Raw genomic sequence first — 23,074 nt, 5'->3', positions numbered from 1 at the left:
CAGCTTGGTGATCTTGTCGTGCATAAAGTGCATGCGGCGAATACTGATGAGTGGACTGGCGATCAGGTTGGTGAACTCGTTGACGCCTGCCGCATTGGCGGGCATAGTTTCGCGTTTGACCAACGGCACCACGACGCGCATCGCTTGCGCGTTACTCACCCAAGCATGTACTTGGATCGTGAGTGGATCCGCATCTGCGCGCTTGTTACGGAACTGGATATCAAGGTGAATGTTGTCACCCAGCTCTGTGACTAAGCCGGTGTAGCGCACCCCGTTTTTGGTTCTGGCCACGACATCGCTGAACGGGATGATAAAGTGTCCCGACGTCGCATCACGACGTTTGTATCGCTCAAGCATCAACAGCTCTTCACCGGTCAACACGTAGATTTCCTCAGCGTTCAAAGTGATGGAAATTCGCGTCATGTCCTGCGCGTCGGCGTTGGTTTCAAGCACCAGTTCGTGATACGTCGGGCCATTGGGAATAGGCAGTGTGCCTTTTTGTCCCCAAGCGGCGCCGACCATGGAGTTAAGTTTGATTGGTTTGACTGACATAGCGCCCCCTTAGAACCAACCGGACTTGCCAAGAAGCTTATCTAGTCCACCAACTTTATTGTTGACGGCCAAGATGATCGCCCCTGTCGTCAAAGCTGATACGCCAGCAATGATGGCAACGTTACGAGCATTCAATCGCATAGTGACATCCTCATTGAAATGGATGCTCTGACCCTAGGGCGCCTATGAGGGATTGGATAGAGAGTGAAACCTATTAGGCAGACACTCTAACCTAATAGGTTTCAGCCTTACCGTGCAGGGTAGATTTTGCCCTGACGATGGTTACCGATACCGGGGCTTTTGAGGATGTAATCGGCGTACTTACCTGTCCCTAAATGCTCCCGCTCATGACAGCCTTTCAGCGCGAGGATCGACTCGTACGGCACATCGTAATAATCAGCGATATAGCGCGCGTTACGTTTCGAACTGACCGCCCCAATGTAGATGTGCTTCGATTCATCGAGCACGGTTTTTGGCACTTCCTGACTGCGCTGAAAGGTCGCGTGCATCACCAGACCAAAGCCGCGGCCACCGGTCCACAGCTCGCCCGCCACGCCATCGAGTTTGGCGGTGTTGTTGGTGCATTTGGCCAGCTCCTCAATCACACAGTGCAACTCGTGCGCGTGTTGGCCATCGCCCAATGACCACACCATCTGGGCAAAGCGCTCAAGGTTATCGCGGCTACGCTCCTGATTCACAAGCGCCAAACGAAACGGCTTGCGCTGCTTTCGCCCATACCAGGCGCGCTGATAGAACTCAGAGAACGACGCACACGGCACGACTTTTAACCCTTCGAGCCGCTGCTCTGAATGCTCCGCGTACGGATCAAACATCACCACCTGAGCCGACTTGGGGATCAGCTTGAGCTTGCGAATCGCCGTGGTTTTACAGCTGCCTGTGGTGCCCATGTAACACACGTGCTGCGCATTGAGGGCGTTATTCTTGTTGATCGGACTCGGCAGCTTCATCCGTCTCTCCTTGCGCTTGATTGGCTTCCTTCGCCACTTTGGCTGCTAACAACGCTTTCTCTTGACGCAGTCGACGCACCTGAAGCGTACAACCGCCGACCAAGGTGCACGACGCCATGGCAAAGACCAGCTCTTTTTCATATTCAGCAAACCACGCAAAACCGGCCGGTCCGTACTTTTGCAGCATTGGCGTGGCCGCATCGAGCCACTTGTTACCGACGTTCTCATCAATTTCAAACGGCACATCAAACGCCGCACCGACGCTGAACTCGACAATGCCTAAGCCATAACCCAACATTTGGCGCGAGGTCTCCGGATCAAAGCTGGCTTCTTCCTGCTCGTCGGTGTCGCTTTCGGCCTGTTCAATCATGTGCTCTTCTTGCTGCATCTCATCGATGGCCGCTTGCGCGGTGAGATCGCGCTCATCGACCGGTGCCGTGACTTCTGGCTCATTGGTTTGGCTCATGGCTCGGCTCCTTCTTCGTCGTCAGCAAGACAAACAGCAACGCGCAGCCGCCAACAAAGGCTAATGCGCCCGCGACGGTTCGTTTGGTTATCTTGGTCGGTTTCGGCTCGGTTATCGGATTTACCTCACAAGCCCCGTCGTGATTGGGTTCGTGCGGTTTAGTATCGGTTACCGAGTGCGGTTTTTGCGGGGTACTGTTTTTATACCCAGTATTAACCTCTTCGCGAGTCGGTTTCATGTGGTTAGTTAACCAGTCTTGAAACGGTTTGCCCGCGCTTTGATTGGCTTTGCAGTTGGGGCAAATGGTGTAGAGCTGACCCAGTCGGCGCTTGTTCTTGGGTGGATCGCCGCCTTCGAGCACGCGATGTTCCCCGACCGCATGCACGGTACACACTTCGCCGCAACCCTGCGTCGGACAGGCAATGTAACCTTTGATGGGATTCTTACTGGCCATGCTGCGCCTCCTCAAGCTCAGTGAGCCGCTGATGGAAGTTCAAGGTAATGGCTTTAATGGTAGTGACGGTGGTGTCGATGTGGCTTTTGGCCTGCTCGGCGGCCTGAATGGCGACCATCGGTTTTTTAAACGCAGGAATGCTTGACCAGTCTGGCGCAGATTGAGCCAGCGCCTGCTCGATGTCATCGAGTTTGGCCATTAAGTCGGCAAACTCTTGTTGTCTGATTGTCATACTGACCTCTGTCTCACGACGTTGGTGAATGGGTGCCCCTGTCTCACGACGTTAGCTCTTTGATTATGACGATTAATAAGCCACTTTCAATAGTTAGTACCAATTAAATTCCACCTTCTTGCCAGACCGTCGCGCAGCGACACACACGGCGGTGGTGCATCGTCGTTCACTACGGCTTATCACGGTGCTAACGCAGTCACCGCGTGGTCTAGGCGTCAGCTCGCTGGCGAGCAAGATACGCCGCTTCCTTATAGTTATCCCCGTTTTTAACGGGGTAACACTTATCATCACTATTATCTTTCTTTAGAAAGATCACTAGTCGTAGACTATGGATCAAACCGTTAAGATCCAGTTTCATGGAGCAGTTAATATGACAAACCACCGCTTAGTCACCGCGTTATCCACAGAAACGGTGGATGACTGTGATAAAACGGTCATAAAAGCCGCGATTAAACCGAATTAAGGTCGGTTTTTCAGGGATTTAGCGTGTTACAGACGGATCGAGGCTAAGCTGGTGGATCAAAGATTGTGTGGGGATTGGTCGTGACGACGGGCGAACTTACGTAGCAAGGTGATAGGCGTCAGCAGGTAACGAACATGGACGCCGGTGCGTGAGGCCATGCGCTTGATGGAGTCACTGGCGGCCGCCCTCGCCTTAAGCATCGCGTCGGTCAGACCCAGATCGGCAAAATAGCGCTCTGTGATGCGCTTAATCGACGCTAAGCCGTACCACTCACCGTTTTCATTGTGTCGCGGCTGGGTGGACGTTAGCCAACCGCGCTGCTTAGCAAACGACACACACTGTTTGACTCGCCAAACGGGTAATCCCGTCCCTTCGGCCACATTGGCCCAAGTACGCAGCAGGAAACCACGTTGAGTGGCTACCCCAACCTTACGCGTACGCAACTCAAGCTCACTAACGAGATAGTCCATCACGGAAGCGATATCGCGCAGGAACTGGCGCTGCGTGGCTTTGCCAGACACCGACAATAAATAGGCATAGCGTGAAGGATCTTGAAGCAACAATGACCAGCGTGATCGATTCAGCGCCGCTAACGGTCGTTCGCGTCGGGTAAACGTGGAAGCATTCATTGCAGTGTCGGGCTCGCCATCTCACGCACATTAGAAACCATGACCAAACCGACAAATCGCTCAAGTTCGTCCGTCAGTGGTGACACCTTGTTCACACTGCCTGCATGGGATTCGGCAATGGAATAACTGTACTGCATCGCATAGTTGGCCATCTCACGAGCTAGGCCATTAAACTGCTTGGATGGTGTCAGCAAATCACAACCCAGAATCAGTATCGGCGTGATAATGTTTGCTTGGGTAAGATGATCCCCAGTCACGGCTTCGATGTCGCGTCCAGTTTTAATAGCTGCAGTCAGATGCGCCATACACACCTCAACAATTTTGTACTCTTCCATGCTTTTTCTCCTTTATCACCCGCTCTGTTATTCGCCGTAATTGACCATGTTTTTTCTCACGCTGGGCATAACGTTTAATCAGAAGATGAATTTTGATCCTTTGATTCTTGCGAACAGGCATGGCTTCCTTCCTGCAATTGATATAGCCTTCTCAATGTGGCAATCACGAGCCTAAGGCTCGATTCCAAGTGACCACTTTTGGCACTGGATTCTGCTTCATCAAGCGCAATCTCGATTTCAGTTTTTCGCGCTACCATCACGCCTCCTCAATGCCGCCAAGCCTTGGATGTACATCACTTTACGAGAAGATTTTTGATACTGGCAAGCATGCCCCGTATAGCGTTTTGCCGTTTTTTGTACATACAATGAGCATCAGGAGGGACGTTCAATGGAACGCTTTACTTATGAGAATGCACTGCTCAATCGCGTAAAAGCCAAGTTTGGATTAGATTCTGAATATCAATTGGCGAAAAAGTTGGGAGTTGACCAGTCCACCGTCAGAAATTGGCGAAATGGTCGAAACTCAATAGATTGGGATCTTGCGTTTCGTATTGCTGATCTCCTTGGTGAATCCGATCAAAATGTGGTTTGGGGGATTATCACCAACAAAATCAAAAATAGGCGTGTAGTCAAGGTGTTAGAGGATTTTAGACCTTTAATATAAGCTTATTTTCCTTTCTAACCACATATACATAATGCGCACTAAATTATGTTTTTTCCTCGGATTATCAATGGCTTGGTTTTCACGGCAATTTGTCATTTCTTGAAATCCTAACATTTTGTTTTGCTTCCAAATCTGAATTCAATTAGTCGATAAATAAGGATTCGCGCCTTGTCATTCGGTCTGTGTTTTTCCTAACTCAGTTTTGTCGCGCGACGACTTTTGTCATTCTCGTGGGTTTTTCATCGTCACTGACAATCAGTCTGCGCGCATCAAACGTCAGTACCTATTAAAAATTGGGTCGAATTAATTTTACTATTAGAAGGAAGATCACATGAATTTGTTGAGTTTTCATCAGCTCGTCCACCGTCAGTTCATGGACATCAAACAAGCCGCGGCGTTTTTTCACGTTCAACCGATCACAGTCAAACGCTGGCTGATTGGTCATCATCCCGTGCCACCGATGGCGGAAAAATTACTCTTGCTCAAATCTCGTGGCTATCTGCCCATCGATGAACGTTGGGACGGTTTTCGCGTGCATGAAGAACGCGCCACACTGATCACGCCCGAACGCCGCGAGTTCAGTCCCAAAGAGCTGTTGGCCTTTGCCCATTGGCGCGACGAACACCGCCAATTGGTTGAGTTACACGGTCACATTCATTACCCTAAGCATTATCCACCCAAGGAAAACGTGCTGCCATTTTCTGGTGGCGGCCATCGTCGTCAGCCTGCGCCTTGGATACCGAGTAAACATCGATAATGGCAAGGTCAAATTCACAGGCCGCTCTAGGTTGAGCGGCCTAATAGTCCTGTTGATAGATGTCGTGATAAGTGAGAAATGTTGCCTCAAACCGAGCAACAACTTGCCCCTGTGTGATCGTCTGCCCACCTTTACCTATCAGTACTCTACCCGACTTGGTTTAGCCGATAATATTCACTGACGCTCATATCAAAAATCAGGAACTCTCGTCATGGCACACAACGCGTATTTAAGCATCACTGGGGAAAAACAAGGATTGATCTCCAGCGGTTGTAACACTAAAGACTCCATCGGTGGCAAATATCAGGAAGATCATATCAACGAGATCAGTGTGCTGGCGACGGAACACACCATGATGAAGTTCACCGGAGAGCACCGCAATACTCACCATCCGATCACTATTACCAAGTTCATTGATAAATCTACGCCGTTACTCAATACTGCGTTTGCCCGTCAGGAATACCTAGATTGCACATTGAAGTTCTACCGGACTAACGAACAAGGCTATAACGAAAACCACTACACCATTGAACTCAAAAAGGCCTTAATTACCCAAATCGGTTTGTCGCAGCCCCACTCTATTCAGGCCCATGATGAAGAGATGACCGAGCAAGTCTCGTTAAGCTATCAGTCGATTGTGTGGAAACACAACATCGCCGGTACCGAGGGCTATGACGATTGGGACACCACCTATGAACAGAGTTAACCCTCACGATTTATGGGAAGTGCAAGCCGCGTCCAAGCAACTGAATATGGTCGCATCCACGTTGATGAACAAACATATCAGCAATGGTCCGCTGAAGCTGAAGTTTTCGCAGAGTGTCGCGCGTCATGGTCAATGTCTCGTAAAAGACTTTGAGAAAGGAAGAAAAGGTAAAGCGCAGGTCTTAAAAGAGTTTAAAAAAGAAGAGCGCAGTCTCTGGGAACAAAATCAGGTCATAGGAACAAAAGGAATAGGCTTTGTTGCGGGTGTCATGCAAATCGCCAGTGGTACGGGAATGTGTTTTGCTTCCGTAGGGTCTATGTGCGCATTCGGTGCGATGCTAATCGCCCATGGTTCGAATAACGTTTACGAAAACGGTCGATACTTCTTCGACGGTAATGAAAACCACGTCGGCCTCGTACGTCAGGGTTATCGCGGTATCGCAGAGTTCGCTGGATACGATGCCAGCTACGGTGACATCGCGTACTATGGCATAGACTTAGGCCTTTCAGCCAAAGTCATTTGGGGTCGTTCCACCAAAATTAAGCCACCCACGTCAGGTAACTTCTTTAAGGACTCTAAAAAGTTTAAACTGCTCAGCTATACCGCCGAAGATTACTTACGTGGCTATCAAGCAACAAGTAATTATGCATTAGGTTTTGGAGTCATGGCTGATGGCATGACAGCAAGAAGCCTCATAAAAGAGATTGAAAAACAATGATAGAGACTGTTCTTTTCTTCCTAATTACCATTCCAGTCTTGGGGATAACTTGGAAACTTTCTAAGGTCCCCTCAAATAACGGCGCGCTTAGGTTTCTCCATGTACTGATGAACTTATGGATCGGGAGCTACTATTTTTCAATAGTCGCCAAAGGACACCCTCTCTTTTTATTTTTCGACTCAATGAATGTTGACTTCACGGGAAATTACATTGTTACCGCAAGCTCAATAGTGACAATGGTATTGTTGATTAAATTCATCCCCAAACAACATCAGTAAGACGTCGCATTCAACGGTTATCAGGTGACAGTCAATGATTGAAAACGTGATTTTTGCCATTGCTTCTTTGCTCGTTGTGCTTGTGTTCAGAAAACTAAAAACGGCCATCACGCCTCGCACGCGTCTTCCTATCTATTACGCCCATGGCATCGCGTTGATCTTCATTGGCAGCCAGTTTTTCTCGATATTCTCAACAGGCGAGCTTATGTTTTCTCCGTGGGAATGGGACGCGAATAGCAACTATTTTGTGCGTTTCTGGAGCTTCATGATATGTCTTGTCGCAGCTTGTACCTGCTTGCCTAAGCACCCAGAAGAAATGTGAGTTCTACTTATGGCAAACCTGATTTACTTAGCGTGTATTTCTATAGCAGTGATAGCATTAATGAAGCTGGGTCATAACCTTAGGTTTCAAACTACAGCTATGAGGTTTGCCTACATTATCTCTATAGGGATTTTTGTATATGCTCCTTACTATCAACTAGCCATTGATAACACCTTTGACTTATACATCACTTCCATGGACTTCAGCGAGTTCCCAGGAGTCAACCTTAGCGCTATTCTCTTCATGATTTTCATTAGTCGATACCTACCTATAAATAACCCGGACAGGTGATTTGAAGTGATTATTGAAACTGCCGTATTTTTTGTAGTCTCAGCAACCCTAATAGGCACTTTATATCGAGTGTCTAAGCTGCGCTGGCCCTACAAGTCAGCGAAAGCGATGTTTGTCTTGGTGTTAGCCTTTGTAGCTGCGCAGTTTTTGGTGATCTTTAAGAATGGCTCTTCGCTTTCATTCCTCTCTGCTATTACACCCGATTACAGCAACAACGTCGTTGTTCAGTTTTTGAGTTTAGTCATGGTTTTCCTGCTTTCTTTTTGTATCCCTAAAAGCCAATAAAAGTAACTAATAGAAAAGCCGGACTTTTCAGTCCGGCTTCATTCCACACAGCAACAGAGGTGTCAGGGTTCTCTCCCGTGACATTGTTACCGTAACAATTCATTGGTTGGTGTGAAAAATATCACCATTCCCTTTTGCGAGTTTAGTCGTAAAACTTAGACTAAATCTAACATTTGTTTGCGTCCTTATTCTTCTAATAAGCTTTTAAGCTGACTGTCGATAAAGTTTTTTCCGAGCGCAAACACAGCCTTTACTGTTTCAGCAGGTCCTGCATCTTTGAATGTCGTGGTTAATTTTTCTATAACTCCAGGCTTAGATAGATCAGAAGCAAATTGATGCCCTCTCGCGGTTAGCCTTAACGGAATGATACTAACAGCAAAGCCACCACTTCCCCCCATTCTTTTAAAGCCAATGCCACTAGTATTAATTGAACTTTCAATAAGCCTTTGGTCTTCCATTATTTCCATATGGAAAACGAGTTTGTTTAACTTCTCATCGTCATTTAACCAAAGAGGCTTAATTTTATCGAGATTAATAGTAAAGTCAGGTTCATCATGCTCCTGCACCGTATCTAAGAGATATTTAATGTATTCTATGTCTATTTTCATAATATCCTCTGTATTCCTCTTACACATAGCCCCATATTGAGGTGTGAGTAACTCAATATCGGAGCTACCGCATGCACCACCTTAGACACAAAACGCAACGCATAGCAAAATGCCAAGCGTTGCGAATCAATCACTTTTAAACAGATTGTTAGGCTTTATGGCACAGGGCTAAATGTATGAGTACAGTGAGGATGATCAGGGAGCTTACGCTCACTATTCCATTCCCCATCGCCATAAGATGACTTAAGGCGCTCTAGCATAACGTGAGCACTATGTGTTGCTCCTGCTAATTGTTGAGAACATTTCGATGAAGCTTGTTCACTTGAAGAGTGATCTACAAAGCAGTCATCACCACCACTTTCAATGATAGTTTCCAAAACGGCCTGATTATAGAACCTGCTAACTTGCGTCCTTACTAAACGCTCCGCCCAACCGTTAGCAAACACACGGTTATCACCAGAAAACACACTTTGATGGCGCGGTAGCCTATTTTCAGTTTCAGCAATCGCAACATCCAAATCTATTTGCGATTCAAAGAAGTCAATTAAGATTTCTCGAAAGTCTTCCAACCGACAACCTCCGGTCGTAACTTTACCAGCAATTGGCTCAGATTGGACTAAGTCCAATGCTTTACGTTTAAGAGAAGAGTTATTGGTTAATGACTCTGGAATTTCGTGAAAATCTTTAGCATAACTAGCTGTCATACAGCCTCCACTTTTAGTTTATAAAGGAAAGCAATTGCTAACCCTAAGTACTATATGGAGATAAATACCCACAATTAAACAGTGGAATTTAATATTACACTAGTTGCATTTATTTTTGCGAACTTAAACAAGAAACCTAGCACCGTGTTAAGGGGTGAACAACACGAAACATTGCACCTTAAACACAAAACTCAACGCATGGTAAAAATGCCATGCGTTGCGAATCACTCTTGAACCGATTTTTTTAGCTAAACTATAGCCTCTGAAACCTTTTGTCTACTTTACGCATGACCATAGAAAAAGTTGTACCAAACGGATCGTCAAGCTCGAAAACAATATTTTTAGCATCTTTATCTACAATGATGTATTGCTCCGTGAGGTTGCCTGGAATGAAATCTTCAAGCGCAGGAACAAGAGCTCTATACTTCGGCTCCTTTAGGTCAAAGTTCCTATTGTCTATTTGCAAAAATCGCGGGTAAGATTTTGAGTCAGTTAGTTTGACATAGAAATTCTTGGAATCATGCTCCCACTCTCCTGCTCCATCAATGTCGTACATAACCTTTATCGTTTGGGCGTCATCTGTCGTGGAATCAATTATCATAACTCCAGTAACGTTGTACATTCCATTTTTAAAGTATTCTGTAGTCGCCTTAACTGTTGCAGTACCGTGAGTTATTGAGTAGCTGTACTTTGACTCCCAGATTCCTAAAAAATCATCTGAATTTGTTAGCTTATCGTCAAATGGGTTCCAATGAGTGTAAACACTCCAACAGACACCAAAAATACTTGCGATAATTCCTACCCATAATCCAACAACTGACAATCTATTCATGAACTTTCCTTGTTTAGCTAACACCCTGTTAAGGTAATTGTTATGTTTGTTCTGTATCTGGCGTATCTAATTTAAACGCCTGTTGCTCAGAGTCATAAGCATGTAGCTCTCGGACATAAGCAATCAAACCTGCGACAAACATACCGCCAGCCATTGCTGGAAAAGCCTCAATAAAGAGTTGAAAAACGTAGACATCCTTAAACTCTGAATTCTTGAGCATTGGAATTGGCAAAAACAACATTAACCCCATTAAAAACAGGTGTTGTTCAAATCTGGCTAGCCTGCTCCATACCGCTTTCACTTTAGGGAATGACTTATATAATTCCCAAAGATTAAAACCTAAATAAACAATTGGAATCAAAGCAAAAATAACAACTACTACGAAAGTAACATAGTCCATAATTATCTCTATTATCCATAAAAATATGACGCCGCGGTAAGGTGCGACACGAGCTTGCTATAGTTGAGAGAAGCGAAACCAGCAAGCGTTGTGAATCACTCTTAAATTATTTTTATATAAAAGTCCCGAACGCTAGCTTTAGATACTCTAGGAACTCAGGAAACTTAATGATTAGTTCTACTGGGAGTTCAAGATTATCCAAATCGAATACACGTTCACATAGTTCTTTGAAATGATGTTCAATAAAGTCCTTTACAGCTCTTTTAGCATCATCTGGGATCTCACTGACTTTTTCGACATTTGACAAAACGTCTTCCAGTGAAGCATTTAAGTAGCTTCCCTCAGAAGAACGCAATAGAAATCCATCTGACGACAAAAGACGAACCGACTCAGTTTCTTTCATTTATTGCCTTTTTATATAACAGTTGTTAGACGGATAGAGCATTACTGTCTTATGACCTGTCTCAACCAATGCAGCCCTTATTTTCCTTCAATTTATCAGCAACTTAAATCCATAACAATCATATTGTGAGTCCAAGTGCATACTAACTCTTCATAACATGCATTAAATCAAAAAGCAGAGACCAAGAAAACAAGAAACCGCCCAATATTGAGCGGTTTTCTTTAGCGTCTGCGTCGGGTCTTTCGTCGCTTCCTCATGGCTGTTGCTTTCACTACTCGGCCACCTCTCAGCGTGTACCCTTTTTTAAGTTGGCCGTTTTGCTTGCGGCCCTTGCACTTACAACATCGTTTAGCCATGACTGTCCTCCAGTTTGCGTATCCGTTGTTCCTGGTCTTGCTGCACTTTCTTTATCCAGTTAATGTCGGTTTTAAGCGCTGCAATCGTGCCAGCACTCGAAACCACACCGGTGATTAAGGAAATGAGCATCGCTTCGAGTAGTTCCATCATTTCCCCCTGAATTTTCCTGAGAAGAACTCCAACAGGTAGCGAACCATCGCGCGCATGCCAAGGGTATCAATGACGACGGCGCCCACCACATACCAATAGGGCTCGGGAATGGCCTGCAGCGCTTCAAAGCCTTGTTCGACATACTGCGCATAATCAGGAATGAATGACAAAATAAGCGGAATAAACACCACAAGCAGGATAAATTCGTCTTTAAGGCCGCGCTCTCTAATGCTCACTTCATCGAGGTTGCTGGCCTGCTCTTCGCCTTTTTGCAGTCTGCGTACCCTCGCCTGATGTTTCTCTTGGTCAAGCTCGTCTTTGCGCTTCAGGGCTTCGGCTTTATTGTGGTTGTACTGCCTATAGGTTTCGAGTCCACCATTAAACAAACTGACTATTGCGCCAATCATGGGTACACCTGACGATCGAGTTCGACATGGGGACCATCTTTAAACGACGTCCAGTCGCCGCCCCAGACAATCGGCACCCCCAGTTCTCTGGCCGCCTGTTTAAACGCCCAGCTCACTTGCTCGTAGTAACTGAAGCCCCATGTGACTTGGCCATCTTCGTCATACACGACATAGTCGATCGCGTGACCGGTTTGGTGACGGCTGATACGCGAGTAGCCATCAAGCTGGCTGGCCTTGTCCTGAAAGAGTTGGAATTGCTCTTCGGCCGTGCGTTTACCTGAAGTAATACCAAAATCAAACGGACTGAGCTCTAGCGCGCGCCTGACCACATTTTTCAAATCATGATGGACGCCAATCAATTTGGTTTCGCTACGCACCGACAGCGTGAAACCGCTGACGGCTTTATCAATCTGCTTCTTGTTCATCAGATACACTCCCAGGCTAACCGTTAATAAGAGGGGGAATGCCCACCGCATCGGGCACCTCCTGTTTGAAAATCAAACGCGTTTCAATTCGTGAAACCAGCGCGACACTGCTCACCACTTGCAACTCATCCGCCCCTTTGGGTTTAATCAGCGTCATCGGGTAGTGATGATCGACGCCGGCTGCGAAATGCAGGTACAGGTAGCGCCGCTCAATCAAATCGCTGTCTTTCAGGAACGACAACATGACACTGCACAACTGCGCAGGCACCGTTTGGCGATTGCTCAGTGACGTGCGCTTAAACGATAAATCGACCAGTTCGACGTAGTCGGTAAAGTGAAAAATCGCCGCCGTACCAACGGTGCCTTGTGATTCAGTGGCGATTTCAATGTCAGGTTTGGCTTTCGGTGGTGGGTTATAGAGCATCAACATCAGCGCATCTCCCCGACTCTGACGGTTTCACCGTCTTTGCCTTTAATGGTCACGGCCTGATTGGTGTTGAGTGGCAGATGGCCACCGGGATTAACGACCATAAAACCTTGCACCAGGACTGGCTCGGTATTCTCATCCGGCACCTGAAGAAACAGCGCTTTGCGCTCGGGGCTGCCGGCAATAGTCTGCTCACTGCCATCGAGCTCAAACACCCCTTCATCAATGGCCGCGTAGGTGTACAAAGTCACGCTAGGCGTCACGCTCAGCGTCTCGTTATCGACATGAACCTTAAGCAATTCGTTCTGAATTTGCGCTCTGACCGCCCGTTGTATTTCCACCACACTGACGGGTCGTTGCACTTCATGAACCACAACCGCATTGGACACATCGACTTTCTGCGCTTGGGTTAAAATCGACACGTCGCTGATTTGGTATTCAAACGTCGCGGCGTCTTCGTGATGGTTTTCCAGAGTCAGCTCATCAAAGGTACTGACATCAACCGTGTCACCGCGTTGAATTTCGGTTGGCCTTAACGCGTCGCTGCGTATCATCAAGGTGTGAGTGGATTCACGCAGAATAAGGAATTTCCCGGCCTGTCCGGCATTAAAGCTTAAGGTTTGATTAGGTTCGAGGGTGTGGACTTGTCTCATGAGCGGCTCCCTTTATACAACACCGCGACGGTGATGATGGTGCCGGCGATGCCGACAATCAGAGAAATGTTTTTCAGTAAGTTGTTGTCGGAATCAAGGCCGCCGGTCTGCTCGCGCGATTTGGCGCTGCTGGCCATCGCCAGTGCCGCTTTGGTGGTTTCGGTTTGTTGGCCAGCCATCGATTTGATCGAGTCAATCGCGTACTGGCTGACTTCCGAGGTCTCTTCAAGCGCGGAAGTACCAAAGTTAAACGCCTCATCGACGGTGTTATTGACCGTATCGAGTGACCCTGTCACTATAGTTTCGTTTGAGCGTAGGGTTTGCTGGCCAAAGTCGAGTGCTTCCTCGGCAAGATTACCGGCAATGGCCATCGCACCGTGGTCGGTCATGGTCAGATTGATATCCGAGTCATTGACCCCCGCAACCATAATGCCGTAGTTGTCGCGTCCTGCGGCCGCGCTACCACTGGTATTGGTCGTTGTTGTGACCGTGCTTTGTCGACTTTGTGAAGAGCTTCTACCACCCATATCTGCAAACCTTATTCGTAAAACGCGCTCATCGTCTCGGCGTTCTATCTCCTGAACCGGTAACCCCAATTTGTGGCGAATAAACCGCTCGGCGCCAGCGCGAAAGAAATGTGCCCGTATCGAGTCAAATCCATAGGCTCTGGCATGATTGAGCGCGCCCAATGTGCCCGAGGCCATATCACCGACTAACGCCACCACCACCAATTCTTTGGTGCCGTCTTTGAGTACTTCACCCCTTAACAGCATCACGGTGTTATCAAGGCGAAAAACCTGTTCACTGCCCTGTTTTACCGCGCGTTCGGCATCCTTGAAGTAGTCTTTCAGTGCCGGTTTCAGTTGGTCTTTAACCCGACTCCATTGCTCACGCTGAAGATTACTTCTTAAGGGCCACATACATGACAAGCAGCACCAACATCACGATGAGCCACCATTGGGAACTGGTGCCACCGAGATTGATCCCACCGCCGGTAAAGCCCATGTTATTGGTGGTGTTGCCCGATGTGCCCGACATCGCGGGTCCTGAGGCGCCGCCTTGTAAGCCTCCGCCACCGGTTAACGACGTTAATGATCCAAGCATCACAGGCCTCCTTTGGCGAAATACAGCAGCACGGCAAGCATCCCGACGAGCAGTAACAGTTTATTGAGGCCTTTACTGGCGCTTACGCCAAACATACTGCCGACGCCGAAACCGCCGAGTGCCCAGAATAAAAGTGGCATCGGTCTCTCCTACTTCTTAAACGCCATCACCCCAAGCAGCACCACACTCGTTACGGCTAACGCACCGCCGATATACCACACCATCGGATCGACGCCAGACTTCGCGCCTTGCGGCCGCGTCACCACATTACCGGCGTTATCGACTTGTGGATGATTGGGCTGCTGGGTTTTGTTTGGGTTCGAGGTTTGATCCTTGGTGTTGAACAGCCAGTCAGCGTGCTCGCCAACAGAGTCCAAAGCCCCCGCACCAAACTCCAGTAAATCATCAAAAAAGCTTTTCATGGGCGCTCCTTAGGCCGCGCCACCTTGCAGCTTCTCCGGTCGCTCTAAACGCACCGATTCAACCAAGATGGGGATAGAACCTGGCACGTCTTCGGTGGTGACCGAGAACTTCAAATTTGAGCTGTGCTGCGTCGGAAACAGTTCATCAATCGAGAAACCACGGACAATTGGATCGAAGTGGAAATAGCCTGATTGCGGTGTGCGTTCGTTGCGTTTGGCGTTGGCCTCGGCGATAAACTTGTTCGCTTCAAACTCTTTGACGAAGTCACGCTCAATCTCCAACTTGGTGATCTTGTCGTGCATAAAGTGCATGCGGCGAATACTGATGAGCGGGCTGGCGATCAGGTTGGTAAACTCATTCACGCCTGCCGCATTGGCGGGCATGGTTTCGCGTTTCACTAGTGGCACCACCACACGCATAGCCTGCGCGTTGCTCACCCAAGCATGCACTTGAATCGTCAATGGATCCGCGTCCGCGCGTTTATTACGGAACTGAATATCAAGATGAATGTTGTCACCCAGCTCCGTGACTAAGCCGGTGTAGCGCACCCCGTTTTTGGTTCTGGCCACGACATCGCTAAACGGAATAATGTAATGGCCACTGGTGGGATCGCGGCGTTTATAGCGCTCCAGCATCAACAGCTCTTCGCCGGTCAGGACGTAAATCTCTTCCGCGTTGAGCGTGATAGAAATTCGCGTCATGTCCTGTGCGTCGGCGTTGGTTTCGAGCACCAGTTCGTGATACGTCGGGCCATTGGGAATAGGCAGTGTGCCTTTTTGTCCCCAAGCCGCACCGACCATAGAGTTAAGTTTGATTGGTTTGACTGACATAGCGCCCCCTTAGAACCAACCGGACTTGCCAAGAAGCTTATCGAGACCACCAACTTTGTTGTTGACGGCCAAGATGATCGCTCCTGTTGTCAAAGCTGATACGCCAGCAATGATGGCAACGTTACGAGCATTCAATCGCATAGTGACATCCTCATTGAAATGGATGCCCTGACCCTAGGATGTCAATGAGTAACTGGATAGAGAGTGAAACCTATTAGGCAGGCACTCTAACCTAATAGGTTAACCCTTACCGCACGGGGTAGATTTTGCCCTGACGATGGTTGCCAATCCCGGGACTTTTGAGGATGTAATCCGCATACTTCCCTTTACCTAGATGCTCCCGCTCATGACAACCCTTCAGAGCGAGGATCGACTCGTACGGCACATCATAATAGTCGGCGATATAGCGCGCGTTACGCTTCGAACTGACCGCCCCGATGTAGATATGCTTGGATTCATCAAGCACGGTTTTCGGCACTTCCTGACTGCGCTGAAAGGTCGCATGCATCACCAACCCAAAGCCACGACCACCGGTCCACAGTTCACCTGCCACGCCATCGAGTTTGGCGGTGTTGTTGGTGCATTTGGCGAGCTCTTCAATCACACAGTGCAGTTCGTGCGCGTGTTGGCCATCACCCAACGACCACACCATCTGCGCAAAGCGCTCAAGGTTATCGCGGCTACGCTCCTGATTCACAAGCGCCAAACGAAACGGCTTACGTTGCTTCCGTCCATACCAGGCACGCTGATAGAACTCAGAGAACGACGCACAAGGCACCACTTTCAGCCCTTCGAGCCGTTGCTCTGAGTGCTCCGCGTACGGATCAAACATCACCACCTGGGCGGATTTGGGGATCAACTTGAGTTTACGAATCGCCGTGGTTTTACAGCTGCCTGTCGTGCCCATGTAACACACGTGCTGCGCATTGAGTGCGTTATTCTTGTTGATCGGACTGGGCAGCTTCATCCGTTTCTCCTTGCGCTTGATTGGCTTCCTTGGCCACTAACAACGCTTTCTCTTGACGCAGTCGACGCACCTGAAGCGTACAACCGCCGACCAAAGTGCACGACGCCATGGCAAAGACCAGCTCTTTCTCATACTTGGCAAACCAGGCAAAACCGGCGGGGCCATATTTCTGCAGCATTGGTGTGGCCGCATCGAGCCACTTGTTGCCGACGTTTTCATCGATTTCAAATGGCACATCAAACGCCGCACCGACGCTGAACTCGACAATGCCTAAGCCATAACCGAGCATTTGACGCGAGGTTTCCGGATCAAAGCTGGCTTCTTCCTGCTCGTCGCTTTCCGCCTGTTCAACGACTTGTTCTTCTTGTTGCATCTCATCGATGGCGGCTTGCGCAGTGAGATCACGCTCATCGACTGGTGTCGTGACTTGTGGTTCATTGGTTTGGCTCATCACTAGGCTCCTTGTTCGTCGTTAGCAACACAAACAGCAACGCGCAGCCGCCAACAAAGGCTAATGCGCCCGCCACGGTTCGTTTGGTTATCTTGGTCGGTTTCGGTTCGGTTATCGGATTTTCCTCGCAAACCCCGTCGTGATTGGTTTCGTGCGGTTTGGTATCGGTTACCGAGTGCGGTTTTTGTGGGGCACTGTTGTTATAACCAGTAGTCACTTCTTCACGGGTCGGTTTCATGTGATTAGTTAACCAATCTTGAAACGGTTTGCCCGCGCTTTGGTTGGCTTTGCAATTGGGGCAAATCGTGTAGAGCTGACCCAAACGGCGCTTGTTCTTCGGTGGATCGCCACCTTCTAAAACGCGATGTTCGCCGACGGCGTGCACGGTGCACACTTCGCCGCAACCGTGCGTCGGACAGGCAATGTAACCTTTGATGGGGTTCTTACTGGCCATGCTGCGCCTCCTCAAGCTCAGTGAGCCGCTGATGGAAGTTTAAGGTAATGGCTTTAATGGTAGTGACGGTGGTGTCGATATGGCTTTTGGCCTGCTCGGCGGCCTGAATGGCGACCATCGGTTTCTTAAACGCAGGAATGCTTGACCAATCTGGCGCAGATTGAGCCAGCGCCTGCTCGATGTCATCGAGTTTGGCCATCAAGTCGGCAAACTCTTGTTGTCTAATTGTCATACTGACCTCTGTCTCACGACGTTGGTGAATGGGTGCCCCTGTCTCACGACGTTAGCTCTTTGATTATGACGATTAATAACCGACTTTCAATCGTTATTTTCGATTAAAACCGCGGTTCTTGGCAGACCGTCGCGCAGCGACACACACGGCGGTGGTGCATCGTCGTTCACTACGGCTTATTGCGGTGTTAAACCAATGAAAATCGGCGTTGTCGTGTATTATTTGACGGGTTTCGGTTTGGTTTCATCGACAGGAGGCAGAATGGTGTGAATATACAGATACAAAAAGACAACGATGATAGTGTCGGCAAGGATCATAAAATCGTTACCGATGAGCAACGTGGTGGTGTCATCCTCACTGGGCATCGCAAGCAAACCAACATTCACCGCCCAAGAATACCCAATGACAACCATTGTAAGAGAAAAACACAAAGAATACAGACGACGAATGACAACAGCAGAAACCCGACTTTTGACGATTAAGCCAAAAATCACCAAGGGTATAAGAAACAATGCTATCTCGATGTAGATCATTACATCGCTCCAATTCGAGCCATCTATCTGTTTCATAAGTATATACTACTACGCGATTAAACCACCTTACAGATCAATCCGTGTGACTTTCAACACACAGTCCTACTCAGACCCAGTACAACACTTCAAGCGCGCTTAAGGCGTCAGCTCGCTGGCGAGCAAGATACGCCGCTTCCTTAATGTTATCCCCGTTTTTCAGGGGGTAACACTAACCATCACTGTTATCTTTCTTTAGAAAGATCACTAGTCGTAGACTATGGATCAAACCGTTAAGATCCGGTTTCATGGAGCAGTTACTATGACAAACCACCGCTTAATCACCGCGTTATCCACAGAAACAGTGGATGGCTGTGATAAAACGGTCATAAATGCCGCGATTAAACCGAATTAAGGTCGTTTTTTCAGGGATTTAGCGTGTGACAGACGGATCAAGGCTAAGCGGGTGGATCAATGATTGTGTGGGGATTGGTCGTGACGACGGGCGAACTTACGTAGCAGCGTGATAGGTGTCAGCAGGTAACGGACATGGACGCCCGTGCGTGAAGCCATGCGTTTGATGGAGTCACTGGCCGCCGCCCTCGCCTTGAGCATGGCGTCGGTCAGACCCAGATCGGAAAAGTAGCGCTCCGTGATGCGTTTAATCGACGCTAAGCCGTACCACTCACCGTTTTCATTGTGTCTCGGTTGGGTGGACGTCAGCCAGCCGCGCTGCTTAGCAAACGACACACACTGTTTGACCCGCCAAACCGGTAATCCTGTCCCTTCGGCCACATTGGCCCATGTGCGGAGCAGAAAACCATTGCGCGTTGCGACGCCCACCTTACGAGTACGCAGCTCAAGCTCACTGATCAAATAATCCATCACGGAAGCGATGTCGCGCAGGAACTGGCGCTGCGTGGCTTTGCCGGACGCCGACAACAGATAAGCGTAGCGTGAAGGATCTTGCAGCAGCGATGACCAACGCGCTCGATGCAGCGCCGCTAACGGTCGTTCGCGTCGGGTAAACGTGGAAGCACTCATTGCAGTGTCGGACTCGCCATCTCGCGACACTCAGAGGCCATCACATCACACACAAACCGTTCAAGTTCGTCGGTCAGTGGCGACACCTTGTTCATGCTGCCTGCATGGGATTCAGCAATACAATAGCTGTATTGCATCGCGTAGCTGGCCATTTCGCGCGCCACACCGTCAAAGCGCTTGGAGGGCGCCAGCAAATCACAGCCTAAGATCAAGATCGGCGTGATAATGGTGGCTTGAGTAAGATGATCCCCGCTGACGGCTTCAATGTCGCGTCCGGTGTGTATCGCTCTGATCAGGTGTGCCATGCACACCTCGACAATTTTCTGCTCTTCCATGCACTGGTTCCTTAACCTTGCGTTCCGTGATCCTTTTTGACCGTGGACGACGGTGACCATGGCGTCGATAACGTTTGACTAAATGAAAGGGATCAGTGACTGTGTTCATCACGCTGTCTGACTAGCTTCAAGACTTCGCGTAAGGCCACAATGAGCAGGCGCACGCTCGTTAAGGCTTTGCCCGTTTTGGCGGCGCGTTCGGCTTGATCCAGCGTGGCATCAATCTCAGTGTTTTGGTCTTCCATGTAGCGGTTCCTCACGTCCTTACCCTTCGGCGTTCACAGCCTATACCAACTTTTTTTGTATTAGAAATGCATCTCGGGGATGGCAATGAGGCTCGATTTACCCTTAAATCGTTAGTGACAGGAAGGCACTAGACCCATGGAAGTGATCAACTATACAAATGCACTTTTGAATCGCGTAAAAGCGATGTATGACCTAACCTCTGAGTATCAACTCGCGCGAAAGCTCGACGTAAGCGACAAGCGATTGTATAACTGGCGAAAAGGCAGTTGTGGAATGGATTGGGATGTCGCGTTTAGGATCGCGGATATGCTAGGCGAAAGTGATCAAAATGTCGTGTATGGCCTACTTCCAAGCAAACACAAAAACTCCCGAGTAATCAAAGTGATAGAAGAAAACGCACCCGAGTAAAGGTGCGTTTTTTGCATTTAACTGCTTATACATAATGCGCACCCAAGACACTAATTTAGTAAGGAGAATCCCATGTCACGTTCACTGTGTAATTCGCTCATTGTATTTCTTTTAAGTTGCTGTTTTGCTTCCAGTTAATCTCTAATTTATACAATTAATAAAGGCTGCGTTTTCGCATTTCGATTAGTTGTTTAAAAACATTACTTATCGCTCGCTGCGTGCAAAATGTGCGTTGATTGGCGCTGCCGATGAGTCTGGAAATAAAAAAAGAAAATAACTATCAACCTCCTCAACGGATTTCGAAGGAAGATCACATGTACAGCACCTATTCATTTCGTCAGTTACTGCACGCTCAGTTTATGGACCTCAATGAAGCCGCCGCGTTTTTTCACGTTCAACCGTATACCGTGACGCGCTGGATCAATGGCTATTCATCGATTAATCCCATGGCTGAAAAATTGCTTCATCTTAAGGCTCGCGGCTATTTACCGCTGGATACACGTTGGGACGGTTTTCGCGTCCATGAAGAACGCGCCACGCTCATTACGCCCGAACGCCGCGAGTTTAGCCCCAAAGAATTGCTAGCGTTTGGCTACTGGCGTGATGAACATCGTCAGTTTGTTGAGTTACACGGTCACATTGATAATCCCAAGAAGTATCCACCGAAGGAAAATAAGTGGCCTTTTTCGGGTGGCGGCTACCGACGTAAACTGCGGCTTTGGGTGCCCAGCAAATTTAAATGACTCACGTCAGGCTAAATTTTGCAGTGATTCTTGCTTTGTCACTCGACTCATATCTCGCTCACGACTCTGTAAGAATATTTGCTTTCTATATACAGTGTCGGTAAGAAGAATTCATGGAGTAAACAATGCCGTTATATTGTGTCACCAATTGGCGCGACTATTCACTCATTACTGCCAAATCTCCGATGGCGGCCATTCAATCCCTCTATGGCCGTCATTACGAACTTATGGACAATCAAACACTTACGCAAGACTGTGTGGTGCATGTAATGTGCTGCGAATATCATGGCTATGTCGAATCGATTCTAGAGCGCATGCACCGTGATATTGACCGCGTGCTGTGGCTAGACATGTACCAAAATACGTTACGCTTTCAGTCAACTTGCAAATCTCTATCTATACATTAGAATAACTGTATATACATACAGTTATTCTAATTATGCAGTTTAGATATGTGAAAAGTCACGTTGGCCAACGTGTCGATGATAAGGGTCATGATCACCGCGGTCGCACTATCCAAGTGCCCTGCTTGCTTAGAGACGGGACGACCAAAGAAGCCCTATTTCGCGGCTCCATTGATGTGAATGAATGCGACAACTACCAACGGGTCAAGCTGGTTGGTTTCACGAGCTATAGCCCGGATGATGGTCAAACTTGGATCAAACTTGAAACCCACTCGTACCTGGTGGGCGTTCGGATCTGGGATGAGCATTACATCGTGCTATACGACGGTTTACCCAAAGCCTTCACCTACGATCCCAAAGGTCCAACACGCTATTACAACAATGTGGTGCCTTTACCCGTGAATAAGCCCTAGCCAATCACACTGCCTTGAGACGCTTGTGTGATGACTCTTCGTCAAGCATGATCTTTATTCCTAATCCTCACTATGAGATAGTCAACGGTTTGCATTGATGCTATACCAACCCTTCACGACCACACACTGAGGACCGAAGTGATGGCGGAACTGGGTTACTGCTCAATCAACAATCTGCAACTGTCGTCGGAATCGCTTGACGCTGTTGCCGAGATAAAAGACATCATGGAAGATGGTAACATGCTCGCGTATTCGGTTGGCGCCGTGCCGTTGTTCGATCTCTTCCTCGGTAAGCAAAAGCCGGCTGAGACGTTAATTAGCATTGCGGGCTACGATTGGGTCGAGTTTTCTGAGGTGTTGTCCTCAGTGAACAGCATCGTTAAAAACCGAATTTACGGTATTGCTGAGCCGTTAAGCTGGCGAACTCATGGAGAAGAAGGTGAATTTTGGAGGTGTGTATCCCGTGCGACGTTGTAGCTCCCTACTCTGCGCTTTGCTCATCAGCACTAGCGTGCACGCTGACGCGTTTCAACAAGCAATGATTGACTATGGCAATAAGCTTGAAGAATGCCGCGCCATAGCCAAGTCTAACACCGCAGATTTTCCTGTTACTGATTGGTTTTCTGGACTTGATATTCAAAGCAAGAAAAACGTGGTGCTTTATCTGTCGTTAGACAACAGTGCCCGTTGTTCTGCACAAGAAAAAGCCCACTTAATCAAAGCTGCAGAGACGGCCCCTGACCCCGCAAAAGAGCCTTTACGTTTCTTACTGGAAGAGAAGCCTTATCAAGAATACATCAAGGATCTTGACCGGGATGAAGTGCTCCGAATTCAGCAGGAGTTTTCGAAGCCATTCGACTCATATAAAGTTGGCGATAGACTAGATTTGTTGGAGTAACTCCAACTAAATCGTTTCGCAAGAAAAATAGTTATTCCCCGACATAAAGGCCATTTAAGTACTCACTAAGGCCATACTGATCTGGAAACTGACTATAATCGTCTATTCCCATTATCGCGAGGGACAT

45 protein-coding genes are annotated in these 23,074 nt (G+C 48.2%); 12 read left to right on the top strand and 33 right to left on the bottom strand.

The features are described 5' to 3' along the window. From AC6R00_RS00225 to AC6R00_RS00185, 9 genes are all read right to left on the bottom strand, one after another. Nucleotides 1-552: major capsid protein P2 (locus AC6R00_RS00225; protein WP_500638956.1), on the bottom strand; the 552-nt coding region annotated here is incomplete at its 3' end. Nucleotides 553-561: 9 nt separating this feature from the next. Beyond that, nucleotides 562-693 carry a hypothetical protein gene (locus AC6R00_RS00220; RefSeq protein WP_257214423.1) on the bottom strand — a complete coding sequence of 44 codons (132 nt, stop codon included), beginning with the start codon at nt 691-693 and terminating at the stop codon, nt 562-564. 107 nt (nt 694-800) lie between these two features. After that, a complete protein-coding gene (locus tag AC6R00_RS00215) occupies nt 801-1,520 on the bottom strand; it encodes a hypothetical protein (protein WP_500638955.1) in 720 nt (239 codons plus the stop codon). Then, nucleotides 1,489-1,986, bottom strand: coding sequence for a hypothetical protein (locus AC6R00_RS00210; protein WP_500638954.1), 498 nt, complete (start codon nt 1,984-1,986; stop codon nt 1,489-1,491). The genes AC6R00_RS00215 and AC6R00_RS00210 overlap by 32 nt, the downstream gene beginning before the upstream one ends. After that, on the bottom strand, nt 1,970-2,380 hold the full coding sequence (locus AC6R00_RS00205; RefSeq protein ID WP_500638953.1) for a hypothetical protein: 411 nt from the start codon (nt 2,378-2,380) through the stop codon (nt 1,970-1,972). Before AC6R00_RS00205 ends, AC6R00_RS00210 begins: the two co-directional genes overlap by 17 nt. Before the next feature lie 49 nt (nt 2,381-2,429). Further along, nucleotides 2,430-2,672: a hypothetical protein gene (locus AC6R00_RS00200; protein WP_171802553.1), complete on the bottom strand. Its 243-nt coding sequence runs from the start codon at nt 2,670-2,672 to the stop codon at nt 2,430-2,432. Nucleotides 2,673-3,191: 519 nt separating this feature from the next. Next, a complete protein-coding gene (locus tag AC6R00_RS00195) occupies nt 3,192-3,764 on the bottom strand; it encodes a hypothetical protein (protein ID WP_500638952.1) in 573 nt (190 codons plus the stop codon). Then, nucleotides 3,761-4,099, bottom strand: coding sequence for a hypothetical protein (locus tag AC6R00_RS00190; RefSeq protein ID WP_500638951.1), 339 nt, complete (start codon nt 4,097-4,099; stop codon nt 3,761-3,763). The genes AC6R00_RS00195 and AC6R00_RS00190 overlap by 4 nt, the downstream gene beginning before the upstream one ends. A gap of 74 nt (nt 4,100-4,173) precedes the next feature. Continuing rightward, nucleotides 4,174-4,356: a hypothetical protein gene (locus AC6R00_RS00185; protein WP_171325464.1), complete on the bottom strand. Its 183-nt coding sequence runs from the start codon at nt 4,354-4,356 to the stop codon at nt 4,174-4,176. A gap of 131 nt (nt 4,357-4,487) precedes the next feature. Between AC6R00_RS00185 and AC6R00_RS00180 the strand changes: the two genes are divergently transcribed. The 6 genes from AC6R00_RS00180 (at nt 4,488) to AC6R00_RS00155 (ending at nt 8,120) form a co-directional block, all read left to right on the top strand. Beyond that, on the top strand, nt 4,488-4,763 hold the full coding sequence (locus tag AC6R00_RS00180; protein ID WP_171325466.1) for a helix-turn-helix transcriptional regulator: 276 nt from the start codon (nt 4,488-4,490) through the stop codon (nt 4,761-4,763). Nucleotides 4,764-5,094: 331 nt separating this feature from the next. Next, complete coding sequence (locus AC6R00_RS00175; RefSeq protein WP_500638950.1) at nt 5,095-5,520, top strand: phage protein; 426 nt, start codon at nt 5,095-5,097, stop codon at nt 5,518-5,520. Between the two features lie 211 nt (nt 5,521-5,731). Continuing rightward, the gene (locus AC6R00_RS00170; protein ID WP_171325470.1) at nt 5,732-6,226 is read left to right on the top strand and encodes an Hcp family type VI secretion system effector; all 495 of its coding nucleotides are present in this window, start codon (nt 5,732-5,734) and stop codon (nt 6,224-6,226) included. Further along, nucleotides 6,213-6,944, top strand: a complete 732-nt coding sequence (locus AC6R00_RS00165) for a DUF4225 domain-containing protein (protein ID WP_500638949.1) — start codon at nt 6,213-6,215, stop codon at nt 6,942-6,944. Before AC6R00_RS00170 ends, AC6R00_RS00165 begins: the two co-directional genes overlap by 14 nt. Nucleotides 6,945-7,256: 312 nt before the next feature. Continuing rightward, a complete protein-coding gene (locus tag AC6R00_RS00160; protein WP_500638948.1) occupies nt 7,257-7,544 on the top strand; it encodes a hypothetical protein in 288 nt (95 codons plus the stop codon). A 297-nt stretch (nt 7,545-7,841) separates the two neighbouring features. After that, nucleotides 7,842-8,120 (top strand): hypothetical protein, encoded by a 279-nt coding sequence (locus tag AC6R00_RS00155; RefSeq protein WP_500638947.1) that lies wholly within the window; start codon nt 7,842-7,844, stop codon nt 8,118-8,120. A 185-nt stretch (nt 8,121-8,305) separates the two neighbouring features. Here the strand turns inward: AC6R00_RS00155 and AC6R00_RS00150 are convergent, their stop codons facing one another. The 24 genes from AC6R00_RS00150 to AC6R00_RS00035 form a co-directional block, all read right to left on the bottom strand. Continuing rightward, on the bottom strand, nt 8,306-8,728 hold the full coding sequence (locus tag AC6R00_RS00150; RefSeq protein ID WP_500638946.1) for a hypothetical protein: 423 nt from the start codon (nt 8,726-8,728) through the stop codon (nt 8,306-8,308). Between the two features lie 155 nt (nt 8,729-8,883). Continuing rightward, the gene (locus tag AC6R00_RS00145; RefSeq protein WP_272275705.1) at nt 8,884-9,432 is read right to left on the bottom strand and encodes a hypothetical protein; all 549 of its coding nucleotides are present in this window, start codon (nt 9,430-9,432) and stop codon (nt 8,884-8,886) included. A 253-nt stretch (nt 9,433-9,685) separates the two neighbouring features. Next, nucleotides 9,686-10,264, bottom strand: a complete 579-nt coding sequence (locus tag AC6R00_RS00140) for a hypothetical protein (protein ID WP_500638945.1) — start codon at nt 10,262-10,264, stop codon at nt 9,686-9,688. A gap of 40 nt (nt 10,265-10,304) precedes the next feature. Further along, nucleotides 10,305-10,664: a hypothetical protein gene (locus AC6R00_RS00135; RefSeq protein WP_272275701.1), complete on the bottom strand. Its 360-nt coding sequence runs from the start codon at nt 10,662-10,664 to the stop codon at nt 10,305-10,307. A gap of 112 nt (nt 10,665-10,776) precedes the next feature. Next, nucleotides 10,777-11,067 carry a hypothetical protein gene (locus AC6R00_RS00130; protein ID WP_272275699.1) on the bottom strand — a complete coding sequence of 97 codons (291 nt, stop codon included), beginning with the start codon at nt 11,065-11,067 and terminating at the stop codon, nt 10,777-10,779. A gap of 348 nt (nt 11,068-11,415) precedes the next feature. Further along, nucleotides 11,416-11,574, bottom strand: coding sequence for a hypothetical protein (locus AC6R00_RS00125; RefSeq protein WP_272283596.1), 159 nt, complete (start codon nt 11,572-11,574; stop codon nt 11,416-11,418). Next, on the bottom strand, nt 11,571-11,981 hold the full coding sequence (locus tag AC6R00_RS00120) for a hypothetical protein (protein WP_500638944.1): 411 nt from the start codon (nt 11,979-11,981) through the stop codon (nt 11,571-11,573). Before AC6R00_RS00120 ends, AC6R00_RS00125 begins: the two co-directional genes overlap by 4 nt. Next, on the bottom strand, nt 11,978-12,406 hold the full coding sequence (locus AC6R00_RS00115) for a M15 family metallopeptidase (protein ID WP_500638943.1): 429 nt from the start codon (nt 12,404-12,406) through the stop codon (nt 11,978-11,980). Before AC6R00_RS00115 ends, AC6R00_RS00120 begins: the two co-directional genes overlap by 4 nt. 16 nt (nt 12,407-12,422) lie before the next feature. Continuing rightward, nucleotides 12,423-12,836 (bottom strand): hypothetical protein, encoded by a 414-nt coding sequence (locus AC6R00_RS00110; protein WP_500638942.1) that lies wholly within the window; start codon nt 12,834-12,836, stop codon nt 12,423-12,425. Next, nucleotides 12,836-13,486: a hypothetical protein gene (locus tag AC6R00_RS00105; protein WP_500638941.1), complete on the bottom strand. Its 651-nt coding sequence runs from the start codon at nt 13,484-13,486 to the stop codon at nt 12,836-12,838. The genes AC6R00_RS00110 and AC6R00_RS00105 overlap by 1 nt, the downstream gene beginning before the upstream one ends. Next, nucleotides 13,483-14,406: a hypothetical protein gene (locus AC6R00_RS00100; protein ID WP_500638940.1), complete on the bottom strand. Its 924-nt coding sequence runs from the start codon at nt 14,404-14,406 to the stop codon at nt 13,483-13,485. Before AC6R00_RS00100 ends, AC6R00_RS00105 begins: the two co-directional genes overlap by 4 nt. Continuing rightward, entirely contained in the window at nt 14,387-14,590 is a 204-nt protein-coding gene (locus tag AC6R00_RS00095) for a hypothetical protein (RefSeq protein ID WP_195876938.1), read from the bottom strand. Before AC6R00_RS00095 ends, AC6R00_RS00100 begins: the two co-directional genes overlap by 20 nt. Then, nucleotides 14,590-14,730: a hypothetical protein gene (locus AC6R00_RS00090; protein ID WP_171323606.1), complete on the bottom strand. Its 141-nt coding sequence runs from the start codon at nt 14,728-14,730 to the stop codon at nt 14,590-14,592. Before AC6R00_RS00090 ends, AC6R00_RS00095 begins: the two co-directional genes overlap by 1 nt. Nucleotides 14,731-14,739: 9 nt before the next feature. Beyond that, complete coding sequence (locus AC6R00_RS00085) at nt 14,740-15,012, bottom strand: hypothetical protein (RefSeq protein WP_500638939.1); 273 nt, start codon at nt 15,010-15,012, stop codon at nt 14,740-14,742. A gap of 9 nt (nt 15,013-15,021) precedes the next feature. Further along, nucleotides 15,022-15,843, bottom strand: a complete 822-nt coding sequence (locus tag AC6R00_RS00080; RefSeq protein ID WP_195876971.1) for a major capsid protein P2 — start codon at nt 15,841-15,843, stop codon at nt 15,022-15,024. A gap of 9 nt (nt 15,844-15,852) precedes the next feature. Then, nucleotides 15,853-15,984 (bottom strand): hypothetical protein, encoded by a 132-nt coding sequence (locus AC6R00_RS00075; protein ID WP_257214423.1) that lies wholly within the window; start codon nt 15,982-15,984, stop codon nt 15,853-15,855. Between the two features lie 106 nt (nt 15,985-16,090). After that, a complete protein-coding gene (locus AC6R00_RS00070; protein WP_239853130.1) occupies nt 16,091-16,810 on the bottom strand; it encodes a P-loop NTPase family protein in 720 nt (239 codons plus the stop codon). Further along, on the bottom strand, nt 16,779-17,261 hold the full coding sequence (locus AC6R00_RS00065; protein WP_500638938.1) for a hypothetical protein: 483 nt from the start codon (nt 17,259-17,261) through the stop codon (nt 16,779-16,781). Before AC6R00_RS00065 ends, AC6R00_RS00070 begins: the two co-directional genes overlap by 32 nt. Next, nucleotides 17,245-17,715: a hypothetical protein gene (locus AC6R00_RS00060; protein WP_500638937.1), complete on the bottom strand. Its 471-nt coding sequence runs from the start codon at nt 17,713-17,715 to the stop codon at nt 17,245-17,247. Before AC6R00_RS00060 ends, AC6R00_RS00065 begins: the two co-directional genes overlap by 17 nt. After that, nucleotides 17,705-17,947, bottom strand: a complete 243-nt coding sequence (locus AC6R00_RS00055) for a hypothetical protein (protein WP_171802553.1) — start codon at nt 17,945-17,947, stop codon at nt 17,705-17,707. The genes AC6R00_RS00060 and AC6R00_RS00055 overlap by 11 nt, the downstream gene beginning before the upstream one ends. A 218-nt stretch (nt 17,948-18,165) precedes the next feature. Next, the gene (locus tag AC6R00_RS00050) at nt 18,166-18,480 is read right to left on the bottom strand and encodes a hypothetical protein (protein WP_500638936.1); all 315 of its coding nucleotides are present in this window, start codon (nt 18,478-18,480) and stop codon (nt 18,166-18,168) included. A 447-nt stretch (nt 18,481-18,927) separates the two neighbouring features. Continuing rightward, a complete protein-coding gene (locus AC6R00_RS00045) occupies nt 18,928-19,500 on the bottom strand; it encodes a hypothetical protein (protein ID WP_500638935.1) in 573 nt (190 codons plus the stop codon). After that, the gene (locus AC6R00_RS00040; protein ID WP_500638934.1) at nt 19,497-19,835 is read right to left on the bottom strand and encodes a hypothetical protein; all 339 of its coding nucleotides are present in this window, start codon (nt 19,833-19,835) and stop codon (nt 19,497-19,499) included. Before AC6R00_RS00040 ends, AC6R00_RS00045 begins: the two co-directional genes overlap by 4 nt. A 92-nt stretch (nt 19,836-19,927) precedes the next feature. Beyond that, entirely contained in the window at nt 19,928-20,095 is a 168-nt protein-coding gene (locus AC6R00_RS00035) for a hypothetical protein (RefSeq protein ID WP_500638933.1), read from the bottom strand. Between the two features lie 121 nt (nt 20,096-20,216). Here AC6R00_RS00035 and AC6R00_RS00030 point away from each other — a divergent pair, with 121 nt between their 5' ends. The 6 genes from AC6R00_RS00030 to AC6R00_RS00005 all read left to right on the top strand — a co-directional run bounded on the left by AC6R00_RS00030 (nt 20,217) and on the right by AC6R00_RS00005 (nt 22,947). Beyond that, nucleotides 20,217-20,489 (top strand): transcriptional regulator, encoded by a 273-nt coding sequence (locus AC6R00_RS00030; protein WP_500638932.1) that lies wholly within the window; start codon nt 20,217-20,219, stop codon nt 20,487-20,489. Nucleotides 20,490-20,803: 314 nt separating this feature from the next. After that, entirely contained in the window at nt 20,804-21,232 is a 429-nt protein-coding gene (locus tag AC6R00_RS00025) for a phage protein (RefSeq protein WP_500638957.1), read from the top strand. A gap of 125 nt (nt 21,233-21,357) precedes the next feature. Further along, the gene (locus tag AC6R00_RS00020) at nt 21,358-21,639 is read left to right on the top strand and encodes a hypothetical protein (RefSeq protein WP_500638931.1); all 282 of its coding nucleotides are present in this window, start codon (nt 21,358-21,360) and stop codon (nt 21,637-21,639) included. 47 nt (nt 21,640-21,686) lie between these two features. Further along, complete coding sequence (locus tag AC6R00_RS00015) at nt 21,687-22,049, top strand: hypothetical protein (protein WP_500638930.1); 363 nt, start codon at nt 21,687-21,689, stop codon at nt 22,047-22,049. Nucleotides 22,050-22,190: 141 nt separating this feature from the next. Next, nucleotides 22,191-22,526, top strand: coding sequence for a hypothetical protein (locus AC6R00_RS00010; RefSeq protein ID WP_500638929.1), 336 nt, complete (start codon nt 22,191-22,193; stop codon nt 22,524-22,526). After that, nucleotides 22,513-22,947, top strand: coding sequence for a hypothetical protein (locus AC6R00_RS00005; protein WP_500638928.1), 435 nt, complete (start codon nt 22,513-22,515; stop codon nt 22,945-22,947). The genes AC6R00_RS00010 and AC6R00_RS00005 overlap by 14 nt, the downstream gene beginning before the upstream one ends. Nucleotides 22,948-23,074 lie beyond the last annotated feature (127 nt).

Source organism: Vibrio sp. R10-SF1-ISO8 (assembly GCF_059833805.1).
This window is presented reverse-complemented; position numbering and strand designations above follow the sequence as displayed.

Excerpts from the sequence above, each read along its gene's own strand:
- AC6R00_RS00120 (WP_500638944.1), bottom strand. The coding sequence starts at position 11,981 with ATGATTGGCGCAATAGTCAGTTTGTTTAATGGTGGACTCGAAACCTAT.
- AC6R00_RS00195 (WP_500638952.1), bottom strand. The coding sequence starts at position 3,764 with ATGAATGCTTCCACGTTTACCCGACGCGAACGACCGTTAGCGGCGCTG.
- AC6R00_RS00125 (WP_272283596.1), bottom strand. The coding sequence starts at position 11,574 with ATGATGGAACTACTCGAAGCGATGCTCATTTCCTTAATCACCGGTGTG.
- AC6R00_RS00160 (WP_500638948.1), top strand. The coding sequence starts at position 7,257 with ATGATTGAAAACGTGATTTTTGCCATTGCTTCTTTGCTCGTTGTGCTT.
- AC6R00_RS00115 (WP_500638943.1), bottom strand. The coding sequence starts at position 12,406 with ATGAACAAGAAGCAGATTGATAAAGCCGTCAGCGGTTTCACGCTGTCG.
- AC6R00_RS00150 (WP_500638946.1), bottom strand. The coding sequence starts at position 8,728 with ATGAAAATAGACATAGAATACATTAAATATCTCTTAGATACGGTGCAG.
- AC6R00_RS00175 (WP_500638950.1), top strand. The coding sequence starts at position 5,095 with ATGAATTTGTTGAGTTTTCATCAGCTCGTCCACCGTCAGTTCATGGAC.
- AC6R00_RS00110 (WP_500638942.1), bottom strand. The coding sequence starts at position 12,836 with ATGTTGATGCTCTATAACCCACCACCGAAAGCCAAACCTGACATTGAA.
- AC6R00_RS00080 (WP_195876971.1), bottom strand. The coding sequence starts at position 15,843 with ATGTCAGTCAAACCAATCAAACTTAACTCTATGGTCGGTGCGGCTTGG.
- AC6R00_RS00065 (WP_500638938.1), bottom strand. The coding sequence starts at position 17,261 with ATGAGCCAAACCAATGAACCACAAGTCACGACACCAGTCGATGAGCGT.
- AC6R00_RS00050 (WP_500638936.1), bottom strand. The coding sequence starts at position 18,480 with ATGATCTACATCGAGATAGCATTGTTTCTTATACCCTTGGTGATTTTT.
- AC6R00_RS00045 (WP_500638935.1), bottom strand. The coding sequence starts at position 19,500 with ATGAGTGCTTCCACGTTTACCCGACGCGAACGACCGTTAGCGGCGCTG.
- AC6R00_RS00060 (WP_500638937.1), bottom strand. The coding sequence starts at position 17,715 with ATGGCCAGTAAGAACCCCATCAAAGGTTACATTGCCTGTCCGACGCAC.
- AC6R00_RS00210 (WP_500638954.1), bottom strand. The coding sequence starts at position 1,986 with ATGAGCCAAACCAATGAGCCAGAAGTCACGGCACCGGTCGATGAGCGC.
- AC6R00_RS00135 (WP_272275701.1), bottom strand. The coding sequence starts at position 10,664 with ATGGACTATGTTACTTTCGTAGTAGTTGTTATTTTTGCTTTGATTCCA.
- AC6R00_RS00100 (WP_500638940.1), bottom strand. The coding sequence starts at position 14,406 with ATGTGGCCCTTAAGAAGTAATCTTCAGCGTGAGCAATGGAGTCGGGTT.
- AC6R00_RS00040 (WP_500638934.1), bottom strand. The coding sequence starts at position 19,835 with ATGGAAGAGCAGAAAATTGTCGAGGTGTGCATGGCACACCTGATCAGA.
- AC6R00_RS00075 (WP_257214423.1), bottom strand. The coding sequence starts at position 15,984 with ATGCGATTGAATGCTCGTAACGTTGCCATCATTGCTGGCGTATCAGCT.
- AC6R00_RS00215 (WP_500638955.1), bottom strand. The coding sequence starts at position 1,520 with ATGAAGCTGCCGAGTCCGATCAACAAGAATAACGCCCTCAATGCGCAG.
- AC6R00_RS00025 (WP_500638957.1), top strand. The coding sequence starts at position 20,804 with ATGTACAGCACCTATTCATTTCGTCAGTTACTGCACGCTCAGTTTATG.
- AC6R00_RS00055 (WP_171802553.1), bottom strand. The coding sequence starts at position 17,947 with ATGACAATTAGACAACAAGAGTTTGCCGACTTGATGGCCAAACTCGAT.
- AC6R00_RS00140 (WP_500638945.1), bottom strand. The coding sequence starts at position 10,264 with ATGAATAGATTGTCAGTTGTTGGATTATGGGTAGGAATTATCGCAAGT.
- AC6R00_RS00105 (WP_500638941.1), bottom strand. The coding sequence starts at position 13,486 with ATGAGACAAGTCCACACCCTCGAACCTAATCAAACCTTAAGCTTTAAT.
- AC6R00_RS00170 (WP_171325470.1), top strand. The coding sequence starts at position 5,732 with ATGGCACACAACGCGTATTTAAGCATCACTGGGGAAAAACAAGGATTG.
- AC6R00_RS00090 (WP_171323606.1), bottom strand. The coding sequence starts at position 14,730 with ATGCCACTTTTATTCTGGGCACTCGGCGGTTTCGGCGTCGGCAGTATG.
- AC6R00_RS00165 (WP_500638949.1), top strand. The coding sequence starts at position 6,213 with ATGAACAGAGTTAACCCTCACGATTTATGGGAAGTGCAAGCCGCGTCC.
- AC6R00_RS00020 (WP_500638931.1), top strand. The coding sequence starts at position 21,358 with ATGCCGTTATATTGTGTCACCAATTGGCGCGACTATTCACTCATTACT.
- AC6R00_RS00145 (WP_272275705.1), bottom strand. The coding sequence starts at position 9,432 with ATGACAGCTAGTTATGCTAAAGATTTTCACGAAATTCCAGAGTCATTA.
- AC6R00_RS00070 (WP_239853130.1), bottom strand. The coding sequence starts at position 16,810 with ATGAAGCTGCCCAGTCCGATCAACAAGAATAACGCACTCAATGCGCAG.
- AC6R00_RS00085 (WP_500638939.1), bottom strand. The coding sequence starts at position 15,012 with ATGAAAAGCTTTTTTGATGATTTACTGGAGTTTGGTGCGGGGGCTTTG.
- AC6R00_RS00220 (WP_257214423.1), bottom strand. The coding sequence starts at position 693 with ATGCGATTGAATGCTCGTAACGTTGCCATCATTGCTGGCGTATCAGCT.
- AC6R00_RS00185 (WP_171325464.1), bottom strand. The coding sequence starts at position 4,356 with ATGGTAGCGCGAAAAACTGAAATCGAGATTGCGCTTGATGAAGCAGAA.
- AC6R00_RS00095 (WP_195876938.1), bottom strand. The coding sequence starts at position 14,590 with ATGCTTGGATCATTAACGTCGTTAACCGGTGGCGGAGGCTTACAAGGC.
- AC6R00_RS00180 (WP_171325466.1), top strand. The coding sequence starts at position 4,488 with ATGGAACGCTTTACTTATGAGAATGCACTGCTCAATCGCGTAAAAGCC.
- AC6R00_RS00030 (WP_500638932.1), top strand. The coding sequence starts at position 20,217 with ATGGAAGTGATCAACTATACAAATGCACTTTTGAATCGCGTAAAAGCG.
- AC6R00_RS00200 (WP_171802553.1), bottom strand. The coding sequence starts at position 2,672 with ATGACAATCAGACAACAAGAGTTTGCCGACTTAATGGCCAAACTCGAT.
- AC6R00_RS00190 (WP_500638951.1), bottom strand. The coding sequence starts at position 4,099 with ATGGAAGAGTACAAAATTGTTGAGGTGTGTATGGCGCATCTGACTGCA.
- AC6R00_RS00010 (WP_500638929.1), top strand. The coding sequence starts at position 22,191 with ATGGCGGAACTGGGTTACTGCTCAATCAACAATCTGCAACTGTCGTCG.
- AC6R00_RS00130 (WP_272275699.1), bottom strand. The coding sequence starts at position 11,067 with ATGAAAGAAACTGAGTCGGTTCGTCTTTTGTCGTCAGATGGATTTCTA.